The organism is Halococcus agarilyticus (assembly GCF_000334895.1).
Classification (GTDB): domain Archaea; phylum Halobacteriota; class Halobacteria; order Halobacteriales; family Halococcaceae; genus Halococcus; species Halococcus agarilyticus.
Genome location: NZ_BAFM01000005.1, coordinates 14,523 through 30,738, shown reverse-complemented (window position 1 = coordinate 30,738; position 16,216 = coordinate 14,523). Strand labels below are relative to the sequence as shown.

The following is a 16,216-nucleotide window of genomic DNA, read 5'->3' as shown; positions in this document are numbered from 1 at the left end:
TATCTATATCCGTTCGGATCGAGCACCGCACTCCAATGAGTGGTGATGCAGCACGGCACCGGCGGGACGGTGTCGGCGTTTGGTCGCGGATCGCGAGCGTCGTGCTCGCAGTCGTTCTCGTCGGCTCGGTGCTCGCCGTCGCGCCGGCGACGGCCCAGGACGGCGCGGACACGTTCATCGTCGAACAGGGCGGCCAGTGCACCGAGGTCACGGCGCTCGGCGACGGCTCGCAGTCGGTCGAGGCGTTCTACGACTACGAAGCGCTCGACGACAGGGCGAACTACAGCTCGCTCGGGACAATCGACATGCAGATCGACCAGACGAGCCAACTGTTCGTCTACCGCGGCAGCGAGGGACTGAGCCTCGTCTTCCTCCACGACGCAATCGACGAACCGAACGGGTTCGTCGCCACGGCCGACCTTTCGGGGCTCCCGGCCGACGGCGAGTGGCCCGTCGAGGACGACAGCTACACCAACCGCGACGACGTGTTCGAGCACGACAACGATACCAGCCACATCGAGTGGTTCTCGAACGGCGGTCGCACCGACGGGGCCGCGTTCCGCGGGCTCGGAAGCTCGAACTACCGCACGATCACCGCCGACGTGCAGTTCAACGAGGAATCGAACAACTACCCGTTCGAGGAGTGGGACGGCGCACCCGAGGACAACCGGATCGAGCGCTGGATCCTCCGCTCCGGTTCGGGCGAGACCACCGAGCTCGACATGAGTCAACCCGTGGAGATCAGCCCCGGCACCTGTAGCGGCGGCGTCGAGACGTACACTCAGACCCCGACGCCGACCCCAAACGGAACGAACGGCACGACGACCGGGACCACCGACGGCAACACGACGGGGACCGTGACGACGGCGACGCCGACCACGACCCGAACCGCCACGCCGACACAGACGGCGACGCCGACTGCGACCGAAACCGCAACGCCGACACCGACCCCGTCGCCCACCGCGACGCCGACCGAGACGGCAACGGCCACCGCCACCGCAACCGATGCACCGACGGCGACGAACGCCAGCACCGCGACCACCGACGACGGTTCGAGCGGCGCGTTCGGTCCCGGATTCGGCGTCGTGGCGGCGCTCGTGGCCGCAACTCTCCTCCTCGCGGCGGTCGGACTCGTACGCCGGCTCGACTGACGGCGGCCGTTCGCGACGCTTTTGGCAGACCTAAAAAGTCAAATAGGGCCGGGACCGAACCCGGTTCGATGCAGGAGATCGCCGATGCGGACAGCGAGCGAGACGAGGAGTACACCTTCGAGGACGTGAGCGTCGTGATGGGGACCTACAATGAGGAGGCCGCCGTCGGCGGCGTGCTCGCGGCCATCGACGACGCCACGGACGGGGCGGCCGAGGTCGTCTGCGTGGACGGCTCGACCGATCGAACGCCCGAGATCGCGCGCGAGCACGGCGCGCGCGTCATCGAACAGGAGCCCCAGGGCTACGGCGTCGCGGTGGAAGCAGCGCTAGCGGCGGCCGAGAGACCTGTCGTGATGACGACCGACTGCGACGGCACCTATCCGATGGACCGACTGCCCGATTTCCTCGCTCGCATCAACGCGGGCGACGACGTGGTGAGCGGCGATCGGCTCTACTACGGAGCCGAGACGATGCCCGCGTTCAACCGGCTCGGCAACCACGCCTTCGCCCTCCTCGCGAGCGGCCTGCTCGGCGAGCGCGTCCACGACACCACCACCGGGATGCGCGCCTACCGACGCGAAGTGATCGACGCGATCGAGTGGACCGAGAACACCGGACTGTCCGCGGAACTGCTCATCCGACCGCTCGCGCGCGGGTACACCGTCCACGAGATCCCGATCGAGTACGGCGAGCGCCGCGGCGAGACCACGCTCGATCCGCTCGCCGGCGGGGCGGCGATCGCCCGGTCGATCATCGACGTCTGTCGCGACGAGCGTCGTCGCTGAGTCAGTCGTCAGCTGTTTCGGTATCCACGGCCACTGTTTTCGCGTCGCTCGCGTTCGCCGTCTCGATGGTCGCGTTCGACGACACGCCGCGGAGGTAGTCGTCCGCGCCAGGCACGTAGGTTCCCTCGTGGCCGCAGTCGGTGGTGAGTCGACAGACCTCGGTCTCGGGCGGCCAGAGCAGTCGAGCGCGTCCGTTCTGGACGCTCGTGACGATCCCGTAGCGGTAGGTCACCGTGGCTCCGCCCGTCTGGACGAACGTCACGGTGAGCGCGAGATCGTCCCCGACCGAGACGTTCGTCGTGTCGTCGAGCCGTCTCGATCCTGCGCCGACGATCCGTGCGCCGCCGGGCGTGACTCGCCACTCGACGCCGAGCGTCCCGCCGAGCTCGCCGCGGACGGTGTGCTGGACCGCTCCGCCGTCGGTGACGAGTCTGACCGAGGCGGTGTCGCTGCCGTTCGGCACGCCGACGGTCGTCGTGATCCGGTGGCTCGTGCCCGAGCGCACCCGGAGGCGCTGGAGCTGTGGGACGATCCGTCCGGTATCGGCCATCGCGTCGGGCTGCCACGTCCCGCGGTACGTGTAGCGGTACGGCGTCCGGTTCGGGAACGAGTCGAGGACCGCGAGGTTCCCGCCGCCGCGGTCGAGTGCGTACACTCGATCGCCGGCGAACCCGGGACGGTTGTAGAGCGACTGGAACGGGTGGGCGAGCCAGTCGCCGTACGGCGTCGGCACGAACACGAGCGCACGGTCGAACTCCCGGTTCTCGAAGGGGTCGTACGCCCGCTCGTAGCGCTCGGTGTACGCCCGGTGGTCGTCGAGCGGCGGTCCGACGACGTCTTGCTCCGCCATCGCCAGCACCGGGGCCGCGACGAGCAGGAGGGCGAGCACGACCGCGCGGACGCCACGCGCCGACAGTCGGGTGTGTGCGATCGACGCGATCCCACCAACCAGCCAGAGCGCGCCCGCCGCACCGAAGACCGACAGCGGCGCGAGGGCGTCGAAGTGATAGTACGGGCCGAACCCCGAAATCAGCCCATCGGTCGGATCGGCGAACGTTCCGAGAACGTTCAGGTTCCCCCAGAACGCGACGTTGCCGACCGCGACCGCGACGAGCACGCCGACCAGCAGCCACCGAACGTGACGGTCGGGAAGCCCGGCGCGGTCGTCGGGGGGCGCGGTACGGTCGTCGGCGATCGATCGGCCGCCAGGCCCGGCGCTCGTGTCGCCGCGAACACGATCACGGAGCCGCACGACCGCCGTGCGCCCGACCGTCGCCGCGATACCGATTCCGGCGAGCGCGGTTCCGAGCGCGCCGAAGGCGATCCATCGCGTGGCGAACTCCCAAAGAACGTGCGCGTTCGCCCGGAGCGCGAGGGTTGGCGTGTAATCGACCTCGTGGCCGAGAATGCGTCGTCGGCCGAACCCGAGCCCGTCGAGCGGCGCGAACGCCGCGTAGGGAAAGCGGAGCGCAGCCCCGGTCACGACGTGGTTGTACGCGAGCGTGAGGGCGACGAACGCCAATCCAGGGAGCGCGACGGCGGCGTACCGCGCGACCGCCTGGCGAGCGCGACCGTGCGAACCGTCCCGCGAGGCGCGCGCGAGCGACCAGAGCGCGTGGACGATGAACGGTGTGGCGAACACCACGGCGGTGTAGGGTCGCGCGAAGAAGGCGACCCCGATCGCGACGCCGGCGAGCGCGGCGTATCGCAGGCTTCGCTGGCGATGCGCTTTGACGTAACAGACTGCGAACGCGAGATCGAACATCGCCGTCGGCGCGTAGGGCAGGAACACCGACGAGGTGAACACGAACAGCGGCGAGGCGACGAGGAAGACGACCGCGAGGGCTCCCGTCCGGGCGTCGAACGCCACGCTCGCGAGCCACGCGACCAGGCCGGCGTTGGCGACGGCGACGAGCGCGAGCGCGAGCCGTGGAACGTCGATCGCGACGCCGAGCGCGAAGACTGCAGCAGGAACGGGCGAGTACTTGGGGTAGAGCTGCGCACCGTCGCGGACGAAGAACCACGGTCGGAACGCCGCCGGATGGTCGGTCGTGAACCACAGCTGGCCGTCGAGCAGGAGTCGGGCCTGCTGGAGGTACACCGCCTCGTCGTGGTTGGCCGAGTGATACGGGAAGAGATCGGTCGCGACGAAGAGGACCAGAACGCCAGCGAGGACCGAGAGGAGGGCGGCGAGGAGTGCCGGCGTCGACCAGGCGGCGAGCCGTCGGGGGCGACCCTCGCGGGGCGAATCGGGAGGGCTCACTCGTGATCGGCGAGGTCGTCGGCGCGCGGGAACCACGCGAGGTCGTGGTCGGCGGTCAGGTCGACGGTGACGAACGTGTCGAGGTCGATCCGCGCGGCGTGGTTGTGCATGCACTCGACCACGCCGCCGTCGTCGAGCTCCACCCGGTAGAGGACTGTGGGCCCGAGATACCGACGATAGACCACGCGGCCGTCGGCGCTCGCCTCGGGTGCGGGCTGGGCGAACACGTCGTCAGGGCGAATCAGCACGTCGATCTCGGTGCCGTCGTACTCCGCGGTCAGCCCGTGGATGCGCTCGCGCGCCAGGCGGCCGAGCGGCGTTTCGACCGCGTCGCCCGTCACCGAACCGGCGAGGAAGCTCGCGTGACCGAGGAAGCCCGCGACGAACCGCGATTCGGGCTGCTGGAAGACCCGCTCGGGTGTGCCGACCTGCTCGATCTCCCCCCTGTTCATGACCGCGACCCGATCCGAGATCGAGAACGCCTCCTCCTGGTCGTGCGTCACCGATATCGCGGTGACGCCCGCCTCGCGAATGATTCGCCGGACCTCCTCGCGCATCTCGACCCGGAGATCGACGTCGAGGTTCGAGAACGGCTCGTCGAGCAGGAGGATCGAGGGTTCGGGTGCGAGCGAGCGCGCGAGCGCGACCCGCTGGCGCTCGCCGCCGGAGAGCTCGTCGGGGTAGCTCCCGCCCCGACCGTCGAGCCCGACGAGATCGAGGAGTTCGGCCACGCGGGAATCGCGCTTCTCGGTGGTCCAGTCGTCGAGCCCGAACCCGACGTTCTCGGCCGCGGTGAGGTGGGGGAACAGCGCGAACTCCTGAAAGACGACACCCACATCGCGATCCTCGGGCGCGACGAATTGTCCCTGTCCGCCCGCGACGGGATCGCCGTCGAGCCGGACCGTGCCGTCGGCGGGGCGTTCGAGCCCCGCGATCAGCCGGAGCGTGGTGGTCTTGCCGCAGCCGCTCGGGCCGAGCAGCGTGAGGATCTCGCCGTCGAACACCGACAGCGAGAGGTCGTCGAGGACGGTTTCCTCCCCGTAGCGCTTCGCGAGCCCGTCGAGTTCGAGCACCGTCTCGGGCGCGGCGGCCGGTGCGTCGGTGGTGGTCGGTGCGTCGGTGGCGGCGTCGCCTACGGACTCGCTCGGCGTGGACTCTCCAGACACCCGTTCGTCAGAGCGTGGGCCGTCGGTCGGATCCGCTCGTTCCGTCGGTTCGAGGCTATCGGCCGGTCGGGGCGAGCGCGATCGATCGGTGAGGTCGCTATCTCCCATCGTATCCCTCCTGTGAGAGCAGCACGAGCATCGAGCACCCGGAGACGAGCACGAGGACGAGCGCGGGTACAGCCGCCTGCCCGAAGTATCCGGCGCTTTCGGCCTGCCAGACCCTGGTCACGAGGGTCTCGAACCCGGTCGGGCGGAGCAGCAGCGTCGCCGGCAGCTCCTTCATCGTGGTCAGAAAGACCAGCGCCGCGCCCGCGAGCAGGCCGGGCGCGATCAGCGGGAGCGTCACCCGGCGGAACGATTTGAAGGGTCCGTCGCCGAGCGTGCGCGCCGCGCCGGGGAGTCGGTCGTCGACCCGGACGAACGCGGCCCGGGTCGAGCCGATCGCCTGGGGAAGGAAGCGGACGACGTAGGCAAAGACCAGCAGGGGCAGCGTCTGGTAGACGGCGGGGAGGTATCGCGAGCCGAAGAAGACGAGCGCGAGCCCGAGCACGACGCCGGGCATCGCGTAGCCGACGTAGGTCGCGCGCTCGAACAGGGCGGCGAGCCGCGAGCGGTGGTACGCCGCGAGGTACGCGATCGGGAGACAGCACGCGGCCGCGACCAGTGCTGTGGCCCCCGCGGCCACGACCGAGTTGATCACGGTGTCGAGTTCGAGCGCCCCCGCGCCCGCCTCGCTGCCGACCAGCCAGCCCACGAGCACGCCGATCGGGACCGCGAGCCCGAGCAGGCTGACGCCGGCAGGGAGCGCGAGCGCGGGCCACCGCCACCGGCCGAGCCGCACGGCCGATGCCCGCCGCGACCCACCACCGGAGGGCGACCGGGCCCGCACCCGGGATTCGAGCGCGAGGATCACCAGCGTGATCGCCACCAACTGAAGCGAGAGCACGGCGGCGAGGTCGCGCCCGAACGCGTTGAGCTCGACGTAGATCACCCGTGTGAGCACGTCGACACCCATGATCGACGGCGTGCCGAAATCCGAGAGCGCGTAGAGCGCGACCAGCAGCCCGCCAGCGGCGATCGCCGGACGGATCTGGGGGAGCGTCACCCGACGGAACGCCTTCCACCGCGAGTCGCCGAGAGTGCGCGCGGCGTCCACCAGCTGGGTGTCCATCGTCTTCAGCGCCGCCCGCGTCGCGATGAACACGTAGGGGTAGGTGTACAGCGTGAGCACGAACACCACCCCCAGAAAGCCGTCCACCGCGGGCAGCCACGCGATCCCGAGTTCCCGTGCGAGGATCCCGTTCGCACCGAACGCCGAGACGAACGCGAACGCGCCGATGTAGCTCGGGATCACCAGCGGCAACGAGATCGCGACGGTCCAAAGGCGGCGAAAGGGGAGGTCGGTCCGGGTGGTGAGGAAGGCGAGCGGCACGGCGAGACCGATCGAGAGCCCGGTGACCGCGACGACCATCGCCGCGCTATTCAGAAAGACCTCGATCGTTCCCGGCTCCGTGAGGAGGTCGAGCGCGGCCGGACCGACGTCGACGACGGCGAGGAACACCCAGAGCAACGGCGTGAGGACGGCGGCCGCGATCGCCCCCGCGAGCACGACGAGCCCGAGCGGGCCGCGGTCGGCGTCGTCGTCGCTCGCGGCGGCGTCGCCGTCCGTGGCCGGGCGATCGTCTCGCGATACCTCGGTGTTCGTGGCCATCTCAGACGTCGAGTCCGACCTCGCGCATCAGCTCGATCGTCGGTTCGAGGTTCGACAGCTGGGTGAGGTCGAGATCCCCGGGCGGGTTCAGGTCGTTGATCCGCGGGAGCGCGCCCACCGGCGCGACCGCCGGCACCAGGGGATACTCCTTCGTGGTGCGCGCGAAGTAGTCCTGGGCCTCCGACGAGAGAAGGTGACGCACGAAGTTCGCCGCGAGTTCGGTATTCGCCGCGGTGTCGAGGACGGCCGCACCGGCGACGTTGAACACCGAGCCGGCGTCGTTTGTCGTGAACGCGGTCGCCAGCGGCGCGTCGGACCGGGCGGCGAGCACCCGCTGGATGTAGTAATGGTTGGTGAACCCGGCCTCGATCTCGCCGTCGGCGACCGCCTGGGCGATCAGGAACTCGTCGGAGTACGACTCGATACCCTGATCCTGCATCCCCTGGAGCCACTGCTTTGTCTGCTGCTCGCCATTGAGAACGCGCATCGCGGTGACGAACGCCTGGAACGAGCCGTAGGTCGGAGCCCATCCCATCACGCCCTCGAACTTCGATTGCTCCGGAAACGCGAAGATGTCCGTGGGAATCGCGCTGCTGTCGAACGCGTTGGTGTTGTAGGGGATCGAGCGCGCGCGCCCGGAGATCCCGACCCAGTTACCCGCCGGATCGCGGAACTGCTGTGGGACCTTCGACAGCACGTTCTGTGGGAGCTGCTGGGTCCGTCCCTCCTCGGCGAGCAGGCCGAGCGAGCCGGCGTTGACCGAGAAGAAGACGTCGGCGGGACTGCTCTGGCCTTCGGTCAGGATCTGGTTCGCGAGCTCGGTCGAACCCTGATAGCGTATTTCGAGCGTGAAGTCGGGGTACAGGTTCCGGATGTACTCCACGAGCTCGCCGACGAGCGCCTCGCCCCGGCCCGAGTAGACCTGGAGCGTGCCGCTCAGCGCCGGCATCTCGGTCATCGAGATGCCGCCGAGCGCCGCGGGGTCGCGCGACCCGGAGCCGACGAACTCCGCGCTCCCGTTCGCCGCGCTTTGGTTCGCCGACGTGGCGTTCGCCGCGGTCCCGTTCGTCCCGTTCCTACCGCTCGCGACGGTCGTCCCGCCCGATCCCTCGGTAGTGCTCCCGTTGTCACCGCTTCCGTTCTGGGCATCGTTCCCGCCACCCTGACAGCCCGCGAGCGCCGCGACGCCGGCGACGGGCACACACCGGAGGAATCGCCGGCGAGCGACGCTCGACGAACGGTCCTCTCGATCGCTGTTCCGTGCTTCGGCCGAGTCGTCAACGTCCCGTCGCGTCATTGTCGTCCATGATTTAGGCCAGCCAAAAGAGTCTGTCGTTCCGTTCGCTTCCACGATCGCGTTCGGCCGCTCGCCACGATCGTCTCGTGTGGTACCTGGCCGGTAGCGATCGTCCGTCCCGTGGCTTCCAGTTCGGGATTCGGCTCAGTCGTCGGCGGTCGCGGCGGTCGGCGTCGCGATCGATTCCGGGTCGAGCGCGGCGAGGCAGTCGAGCCAGTCGTGCATGTGCTCGCCGACGTACGTGAGGAAGTCGCCGTTCTCGTACTCCTCGAACTCGCCCGCGACGAGCGCGTCGGCCATCGCGGCGTAGGCTTCGGCGTAGCTGTCGGCACCCTCGGCGGCGTCGTCGACGATCGCCCAGAGGTGTTCGTTGGCTTCGAGCGCCGGGAGTTCGGAGCGGAGGTCGTCGAACGTCGAGCGCGGGGCCTTGTGGTGTTCGCAGAGCGGCCCCCCAGTCACGATCTGCGTGTCGAGCACGTCGCAGGCGCGCTTCAGGAACACGCCGCTCCAGATGTCGTCGAACCGGCCCACGTCCCACGGGTTGTCGTCCATCGGGAGCTGGTAGAACGCAGGAACGACCTCGCGCCGGAAGGCGAGGTTCATCGAACACACGGTGAGGTACTGGCCCTCGCCAGCGACGAACTCCTCGCCGTAGTCCGCGCGCGAGAGCCTGGTCTCTGACTGTCCGCGCAGATCGCCGTCGGCGAGGATGCGTGCCGCGTCGAGGTCGGGGACGTGGGTCCAGAGCCCCTGGGATGCCACCACGCTGTCGACGTGCGTTTCGTCGGTCTCGATCGTCTCGTCCATCGCGGAGTAGGGATACCCCCGGGGGTAGAGGCCGTGCTCGTCGGCGTTCTGATGCAGGACGTTCACCCACTGCTCGTCCGAGCGGACCGACGTGATCTCGCCGTCGTGGGCGAGGTTCGCGAGGTGGGTACCGAAGAAGTCGTCTTCGGGATCTGGCCGAGTGTCGTCGTCGATGAAGATCCCGTACTCGAACTCGTTGGCCCAGAGATAGAGCAGCCCGAAGCTGGTCTCGGCGTGACTCGCCGCCGGCACCAGATGCGAGAACTCCGTGATGCCCTGTTCCGCATACCATTCTTCACGGGCAGTCCCGTCGAAGACCGCACCCGAGAGCTCGAGCTCGTCGAGCATCGACGCCATCGCGTCGGTCGCACAGAAGTCCTCGGTCACGAGAACAGTGTGAAGTCGGTCGGTGTCGAACCCGTGATTTCGGGCGTTCTCGACGTACGAGCGCACGCACTCGTACTCGCGGATCGTCGGCACGATAACGCAGATGTCGGCGGTCATTGCGGTACGGTCGTTTTTTAGGACGGCCTAAAGAAACTGTCGTTACGGGATGCGTGGACGCTTGCTCGGACCGTCCAGTCTCCAGGACCGAGCAGCGGTGTTCGCTATCGGAAAAACGATGGAGTCGGACGGGACGAACGGCTCGTTCGCAGAAACGGCAGGTACGTAGCTGGCAATCGGCCCGTCGCCGGCCCTATTCCGTGCCGTTCGAGCCGTCCTCGTCGGGGAGATCGACGGTGAGGGTGTGAGTGCCGGACTCGAACGTTCGGGTCTCGCTGTCGACGAACTCCTGGAGTGCCTCGGTCTCGGGGCTCCAGCCCGGACCGATCTTCTCGTAGCTCGCGAGCGTCAGGGTGATCGATTCGCCCTCGGCGACGGTGAACGTCGTGGTCGCGGTGCCGTTTGTGACCTCGATGTCCTGGCTCTCGATCCGGTCGGCCAACACGTGATCGGTGGTGAACTCGCCCGCCGAGCGACGGACTATCGGCTCCTCGGTGCTGCCGTGGGCGAACCTGATCAGCTGATCCTCGGTGTACGTGCCCTCCGGTCCGCGGAGCTCCTCGATCGGTTCGCCGGTCACGAAGTCCACCTGGTAGTACGTCACGCCCGCTTCGCCGAGGAAGCCGAGCGCGTCGCGTTCCGCGTCCGTGAGCCGGCCGTCGCTCAGTGCGTCGGCGAGCGCCCGCAACTGCTCGTCGCTGAGGTCGCCAGCCGCGACGGCGTCGGCGATCGTTTCACGCTGCTCGCCGGACAGGTCGTCGCTGGCGAGTGCGTCCGTGATCGCGGTGATCTCTGCGTCGCTGAGGTCACTCGTGTCGAGCGCCGTACTGACTCCACCGGTCTGGGTATCGTCGAGATCGCTGTCGGCGAGCGAGTCGGCGATCGACTCTCCGTCGAGCGTTCGCTCGCCGTCGTCGGCCGTCGTGGTCGTTTCGGTCGCCGTCTGCGTGGCCGTCGTGGTGTCTGCTGCGGTCGTGGTCTCGCTCGACGTCGTTCCTGTGGTCGGCGCTTCAGTCGTCGTTTCGGTGTCCGTCGAGGTTGGTGATGCTGTCGTGGTAGTTTCGGTCGTGGTGGTCTCGGTTTCGGTCGCCGTGGTCGTCGGGGCCGGTGTCTCAGTTTCGGTTTCGGTCGTCGTTCCTGCGGTCGTCGTGGTCTGGGTCGTGGTTTCGATCGCCGTCGTCGTTGTCTCCGTTCCGGTGGTGGTCTGTGTGGTGGTCGAGGTTTCGGTCTCAGTCGCGGTCGGCTGTGTCGTCGTCGGCGTTCCCGTTTCGGTCGGAGTCCGCGTCGTGGTCGGGGTCTCCGTCGGCGTTTCCGTTGTCGTCACCTGGCCGCCGACGGCGAGAGACGCCCCGTCGGTCCCGGTCACGTCGTAGACGTCGCCCGCGGCGTCGCTGATCTCGGTCACGTCGAGCGAGAGACCGCTCGATCCCGCCTCGGTGCCCCGGACTGTGACCGTCGCGATCACGACGCCGCCGGGGTCGTCGGACAGTGCGTTGCCGAAGTAGACCGCGTCGAACGAGGCGCTGGAGCCGTCGTCGGCGATCGCGATGTTCTCGTTGGCCGGTTCGCCCGCGATCGTGAGGTCGGTGATCGATCCGACCGAGGGGTCGTCGAGCGTGACGGCTGCATCGGTCGTGCCGATCCCGCCGTCGGTGTTCTCGACGACGACCTCGTAGGTCGTCGTCTCGCCGGTGTCGACCCGCTGCTCGGTCGGCGAGAGCGAGACGGTGGTGCTGCCGGCCGCGTTGGCGGTGAACGTCACGGCCGAGCCGGCCGAGACGAGCACGAGGGCGGCGAGTGCGAGACTGAGGAGCGATTCGCGTCGTGTGTCGAGGAGTTTCGTCATGGGAGCGTTAGGTTTTCAGTTGGTGTTCGACCACTCGTCGTAGAGTGCCTGGGCGTCGGCCTGAGTCACGCTGCCGTCGCCGTTGAAGTCGAACGCGTCGACGTTGTTCTGGACTTCCGAACTGTCGAGGTTGTCGTAGAGTGCCTGTGAGTCGGCTTCGGTCAGGCTGCCGTCGCCATCGACGTCCTCGTACAGCCCGTCACCGTCGACGTCCGACGGCGGGTTCTCGACGTCGCCGACGGGCCCGGGACCGCTTCCGGTCCCGTTTTCGAGTGTGGTCTCGTCGGGCTGGTTCACGTCGCCGTCCTCGCGCTCGGTGTCCTCACCGACGACCGCGTTGGCGTCGACCGACCCGCCGACTGCGTTGGCTGAGACGTTCGCTTGCGGTTCGAACTGTACGGCGACCACTTGCGGATCGTCCGTCCGTTCGAGGTCCTGCGCATCGGTCTCGTCGCCGTTCGAGTCGTAGGAGTTGAACCCGCTCGTGTCGCCGAATTCGGAGATGTTCTCATCGAACTCGAATCGGAGCTCGTTCTCGCCGCCCGACGAAACCGATACGAGGTCCGGATTCGCCGAGTTGCCGTCGTTCGAGACGTCTGCGGCCTGTTTCGGGTTGGTCGGCGGGCTCTGGGTGTCGGGTCTCGCGACCGTTCCTGCGTCGACGAACCCGCGGGCGACGACCGACTCGTTTACCCTGTCGTCGAACGCGATCGTGAGCGTCTTCGTCCCGTCGCCGGCGACGACCTCGCCCTTGCCGTCGAACAGCTGGTTCTGGAAGTTCTGGCTGTCGACCGGCACGAGCTGGAAGTTACCCGCGCCGCCCACCAGGTCGACCGGCTGATCGAAGGTGAAGTTGACGAACGTCTGCTGACCGTTCAACGAGGCCAGATTTCCGGTGCAGAACCCGCTGATCGCGCCGAGGTCGGGTGCGGCGGTCGGTCCGGAGTCGTTCGCCACCGTGGCGTTCCCGCATTCGACCGTGCGATCGCCGGTGAGTTCCGTCTCGTCGGGCTGGTTCACGTCGCCGTCCGCGCGACCGGTGTCCTCGCCGACGACCGCGTTGGCGTCGACCGATCCGCCGACCGCCTTGCCCACCGGGGAGCTGCCGGGCTCGAACGCCACCGACAGCACCGTCGGATCGTCGGTCATGGCGACCGTCGTCGCGTCGGTTTCGGTGCCGTTCATGTTGTAGAAGTTGAACCCGCTCGTGTCGCCGACCTCCGAAACGTTCTCGTCGAACTCGAACAGCAGCGCGTTGTCGGGCGCGTCGCTTTCGGTGACGCTCACGAGGTCTGGGTTCGCCGTGTTGCCGTCGTTGTTCAGGTCGGCGGCCTGCTTCGGATTGAGAGTCGAATCACCCCCGCCGCTGACCTGAACAACCCGGCGGTCGACGAAGCCGCGAGCGATCGTATCGGGATCGATCCGGCCATCGAAGGGGACCGTGAGCGAGGTCGTTTGGTTCGTCGGCCCGACGACCTCGTTGTTGCCGTCGAACGTGCCCTCGCCATCGATCGGGATCAGCTGGAAGTTGCCAGCGCCGCCCTGGAGCTTCACCGACTCGTCGAAGTCGAACTCGACGAGCGTCTGGCAGTTCTGACCCTCGGGGTTCTGCCGGTAAGTGACGTTGTCGATGTTCACGAGGTCGGGGGCCTGGGTCGGGCCGTCGCCGCTGCCGCCGTCGCCGGTGTCGTTCGTGCCACCCCCGCCGCACTTGCTGAACGGAGCTGCCGGTCCGTCATCTACTGCCACCTCGTCGAGCGAGTTCGTTAGCGTGTCGTCGCTCGCGTTCGTGACCGCCCCTTCGACAACGGAACCGCCGACTGCGTTCGCAGGATCGAGACCGTCGAAGGTGACTTTCACGCGCTTCGGGGTGGCGAGCGAGGCGACCGCCCCGTTGCCACCTGTCTCCTTCGCGTTCGCTTCGTAGGCCTGAAAACCGCTGTCGCTGTTGACCGTGACGGGATCGTCGAACGCGTAGATCAGCGCGTCGCCGGTCTCGTTTTTCGTGACGCTCACCAGATCAGGATCGTCGGAGTTGCCGTCGTTCGAGACGGTAGCCGCCTGCAGTGGGTTGTTGGTCTCGTCGCCCTCACCCGTCACGCGGACCGTGTTCGCCTTGACGACGCCGCGGGCGATCTCGCCCTCCGTCACCGGTTCGTCGAACGCGACCGTGATCGTCTCGGTTCCCTCGCCCTCAACGATGTTCACACCGCCGATGTCAGTGCTGCCGTCGGTCGGGACGAGCCTGAAGTTCCCGCCCGAACTGACGGTCGTCGCGTTCTCGTCGAACGTGAAGTCGACGAGCACCGCCCCCTCGCTGCCCAGGTCGTTCTCCCGGAAGTTCTCGACCGACTGGAGGTCGGGTGCCTGTGTCGGGCCGCTCGCCTGGCCCGCGACCCCGCCGGTGAGCACGCCCACGCCGACGGCGGCCGAACCGACCACCACCGTAGCGAGCACGATTCCTGTTAGATATTTTATCCCCTGGTCGAAGTGCATTTTGTGTTCGGGCACCTGTGACCCACCTATACTTTGTGCTTGCGATAGTATCACGTCAAAAGGCTGTCGTCACGATCTACGGACGGCCGTTGAACGCCCGGTGTGTCAGGACGGGTCGGATCGCCAGCCAGAGGGTGGGTTCGGTTCGCGATCATCTCGTCCGTCCCCTATCGAAGGAGCGGTCCTCGTCCGCGCTACCACGTGACATCGACCGCGACCTCGTTCGTCCGGAGGAAGGGAGAGGTGCCCGGAGCGTCGTACCCGAGGCTGAACGGCTCGCCGACCGGAGTGACGTCGGACTCGGCGAGCGTTTCGAGGAGCTTCGACTGCTGGCGGCTCGTCCGCCAGTCGGTCGCCCACCACGAGAAGCGCCGCGCCGCGACCGACCGTGGTGGCTCGACGGCGAGCGAGACGGCCGGATCGGTCGGCCGCGGAGCCGTGTTCGGGGTGTAGCTCTCGGGGAGATAAAACCCCATTCGCACCTCGTCACCGTCGTCGTCGGTGCGAACCGGTGACGTCATCTCGATCGATTCGCCGTCGGTGCGGGCGGGCGCGATCATCGCCACGTCCGAACGCGACTCGTTCGCGCCCTGGAGGTACTCGAACAGCCGGCCGAACGCCTCCCGATTCGAGGAACCGGTGGTCTCGACCCGGACGAGCTCGGGATACCGCCGGATCTCCGTGCGGTCGTCGAGGGGTCGCTCGACGGTGTACGCGACGCTCTCGGCCGATCGCGCCGCGAGCAGGCTGTACCCGCTCCACAGCGCCACCGCACCGCCGACGGCGGCCGCGCCGACGAGTCCGAGACGGGTTCGGTTCGTGTGCAGTCCGGAAAAACGACGCCCACGCACTTGTACCGAACGTCCTCGGCGATCCGTCCGTCAGAACTCGCCGAGGGTCGCCTGGTCGCGCTTGAGCGCGTGCCTCGTAGCCGAGTGTGCAGTGGGTCGCGAACGTCTCTGCCGACCCGTGGTGGGTGTAGACGATCTCCGGGTCGACGGTTTCGAGCTCGGCGAAATCGCAGTGATCCGAGAGCGGGAAGGTCACGTCGCGAGCTCCTGAAGCGTGTCGTGGACGGTGCGGACGTCAAGCCGCGTCGTGACCAGGGTTCGCTGTTTCCGGTTCGCGATCGCTGCGGCGGCGTCGCCGAGGTCGCCCGTATCGCGCCACGTCGTCTCGATCGCGTCTGCGTCGACGCCGGTCGCGGTCGCGATGGTCTCCGTCGTGAGGCGCGAGGAGATCCCGAGCTCCTCGACCTCCCACGGCGCGAACAGCTTCCCGCGGAGGAGTTTGACGAGCAGCGGGAGCTGCGCTTCGTCCGCGTCCGCGAGCGCCTCGGCGAGGATCGCGGTCTTCTCGAGGTTCGACGACGTGGCTTGGAGGCGCTCGTAGACGTCGACCAGCGCGGCGTACTCCATCACCGTCGATAGCGGATCGACCCCCAAAAGCCCCGCTGCTCCGGCGCGACTGGCTCCTTTCCCGACGACCGATCCTCCGCACCGAAGCGGATCTCGTGAACGTGAACCGAAACGCGCCTTTCGAGACGCCTGGGCGGCGAATACGGGCGTTTCAGGAGGTATGGTTTCACTTCCGGTGCGGTGTAGACGCCAGCTTATCCCGAGAGATCGGTAAGCGGGAGTATGAAGACGACAGCAGCGCTGGAGAGCGTCCCCGACGGCGAGGCCGTAATGTGCGCCGAGGAAGCCGGCCTCACCGATGAATACCGACTGATTCGACCCATCCAATGAGCATATCGTACGACGAAGCGCTCGCGACGCGACCGTTCAAGCACCGCATCGACAAGCGCGACCGGCGGGCGGTCGGCGAACGGCTGACCGTCCTCGAACACGCGCCCGACGTCTACCAGGTGTACAGCGAGGCGGGTGAGGAGTACCTGGTCGAGATCCGCGCGCCGTCGTGTACCTGTCCGGACTTTCAGTATCGCGAGGCCGACTGCAAGCACATTCGGCGTGCCCGGATCGAGGCGGGCGAGTACGACCTCGACGGGCTCGCGACGGGGATCGACGACGCCCTCGACACGCTCGACGAGCGCCTCGCGAACCTCGCAGCGCAGCGTGCCGAACTCGTCGGGTTCCGGCGCGAGGTCGACCGGCTCCGCGACGCGACGGACGAGTGAGCGAGGGTTCGCCGTCCGGTCGCGGCCGTGGACCTCTGTTGTGCATCCGTTCG

General features: G+C 68.0%; 12 protein-coding genes. 3 read left to right on the top strand and 9 right to left on the bottom strand.

Annotated elements, in window-relative coordinates; all coding sequences use genetic code 11:
* Positions 1-35: 35 nt before the first annotated feature.
* On the top strand, positions 36-1,151 hold the full coding sequence (locus TX76_RS05255) for a hypothetical protein (RefSeq protein WP_049899961.1): 1,116 nt from the start codon (positions 36-38) through the stop codon (positions 1,149-1,151).
* Between the two features lie 68 nt (positions 1,152-1,219).
* Positions 1,220-1,936, top strand: a complete 717-nt coding sequence (locus TX76_RS05250; RefSeq protein ID WP_049899959.1) for a dolichyl-phosphate hexose transferase — start codon at positions 1,220-1,222, stop codon at positions 1,934-1,936.
* 1 nt (position 1,937) lies between these two features.
* On the opposite strand, the gene TX76_RS05245 is transcribed toward TX76_RS05250, so the two are convergent.
* The 9 genes from TX76_RS05245 to TX76_RS05205 all read right to left on the bottom strand — a co-directional run bounded on the left by TX76_RS05245 (position 1,938) and on the right by TX76_RS05205 (position 15,444).
* Positions 1,938-4,199, bottom strand: a complete 2,262-nt coding sequence (locus tag TX76_RS05245) for an ArnT family glycosyltransferase (protein ID WP_049899958.1) — start codon at positions 4,197-4,199, stop codon at positions 1,938-1,940.
* Positions 4,196-5,473, bottom strand: a complete 1,278-nt coding sequence (locus tag TX76_RS05240) for an ABC transporter ATP-binding protein (protein ID WP_079890757.1) — start codon at positions 5,471-5,473, stop codon at positions 4,196-4,198. Before TX76_RS05240 ends, TX76_RS05245 begins: the two co-directional genes overlap by 4 nt.
* Positions 5,463-7,076 carry an ABC transporter permease gene (locus TX76_RS05235; RefSeq protein ID WP_049899955.1) on the bottom strand — a complete coding sequence of 538 codons (1,614 nt, stop codon included), beginning with the start codon at positions 7,074-7,076 and terminating at the stop codon, positions 5,463-5,465. Before TX76_RS05235 ends, TX76_RS05240 begins: the two co-directional genes overlap by 11 nt.
* A 1-nt stretch (position 7,077) precedes the next feature.
* A complete protein-coding gene (locus TX76_RS05230) occupies positions 7,078-8,373 on the bottom strand; it encodes an extracellular solute-binding protein (protein WP_049899952.1) in 1,296 nt (431 codons plus the stop codon).
* Between the two features lie 144 nt (positions 8,374-8,517).
* Positions 8,518-9,684: an alpha-1 4-glucan-protein synthase gene (locus TX76_RS05225; protein WP_049899949.1), complete on the bottom strand. Its 1,167-nt coding sequence runs from the start codon at positions 9,682-9,684 to the stop codon at positions 8,518-8,520.
* A gap of 193 nt (positions 9,685-9,877) precedes the next feature.
* On the bottom strand, positions 9,878-11,530 hold the full coding sequence (locus TX76_RS17510; protein ID WP_049899946.1) for a hypothetical protein: 1,653 nt from the start codon (positions 11,528-11,530) through the stop codon (positions 9,878-9,880).
* Between the two features lie 15 nt (positions 11,531-11,545).
* Positions 11,546-14,041, bottom strand: coding sequence for a dockerin type I domain-containing protein (locus TX76_RS05215; protein WP_228842310.1), 2,496 nt, complete (start codon positions 14,039-14,041; stop codon positions 11,546-11,548).
* Positions 14,042-14,220: 179 nt separating this feature from the next.
* Positions 14,221-14,877, bottom strand: a complete 657-nt coding sequence (locus TX76_RS05210; protein WP_228842309.1) for an SOUL family heme-binding protein — start codon at positions 14,875-14,877, stop codon at positions 14,221-14,223.
* 192 nt (positions 14,878-15,069) lie between these two features.
* Positions 15,070-15,444 carry a hypothetical protein gene (locus TX76_RS05205; protein ID WP_049899942.1) on the bottom strand — a complete coding sequence of 125 codons (375 nt, stop codon included), beginning with the start codon at positions 15,442-15,444 and terminating at the stop codon, positions 15,070-15,072.
* A 326-nt stretch (positions 15,445-15,770) separates the two neighbouring features.
* Between TX76_RS05205 and TX76_RS05200 the strand changes: the two genes are divergently transcribed.
* A complete protein-coding gene (locus TX76_RS05200) occupies positions 15,771-16,163 on the top strand; it encodes an SWIM zinc finger family protein (RefSeq protein WP_049899939.1) in 393 nt (130 codons plus the stop codon).
* Positions 16,164-16,216: the final 53 nt, after the last annotated feature.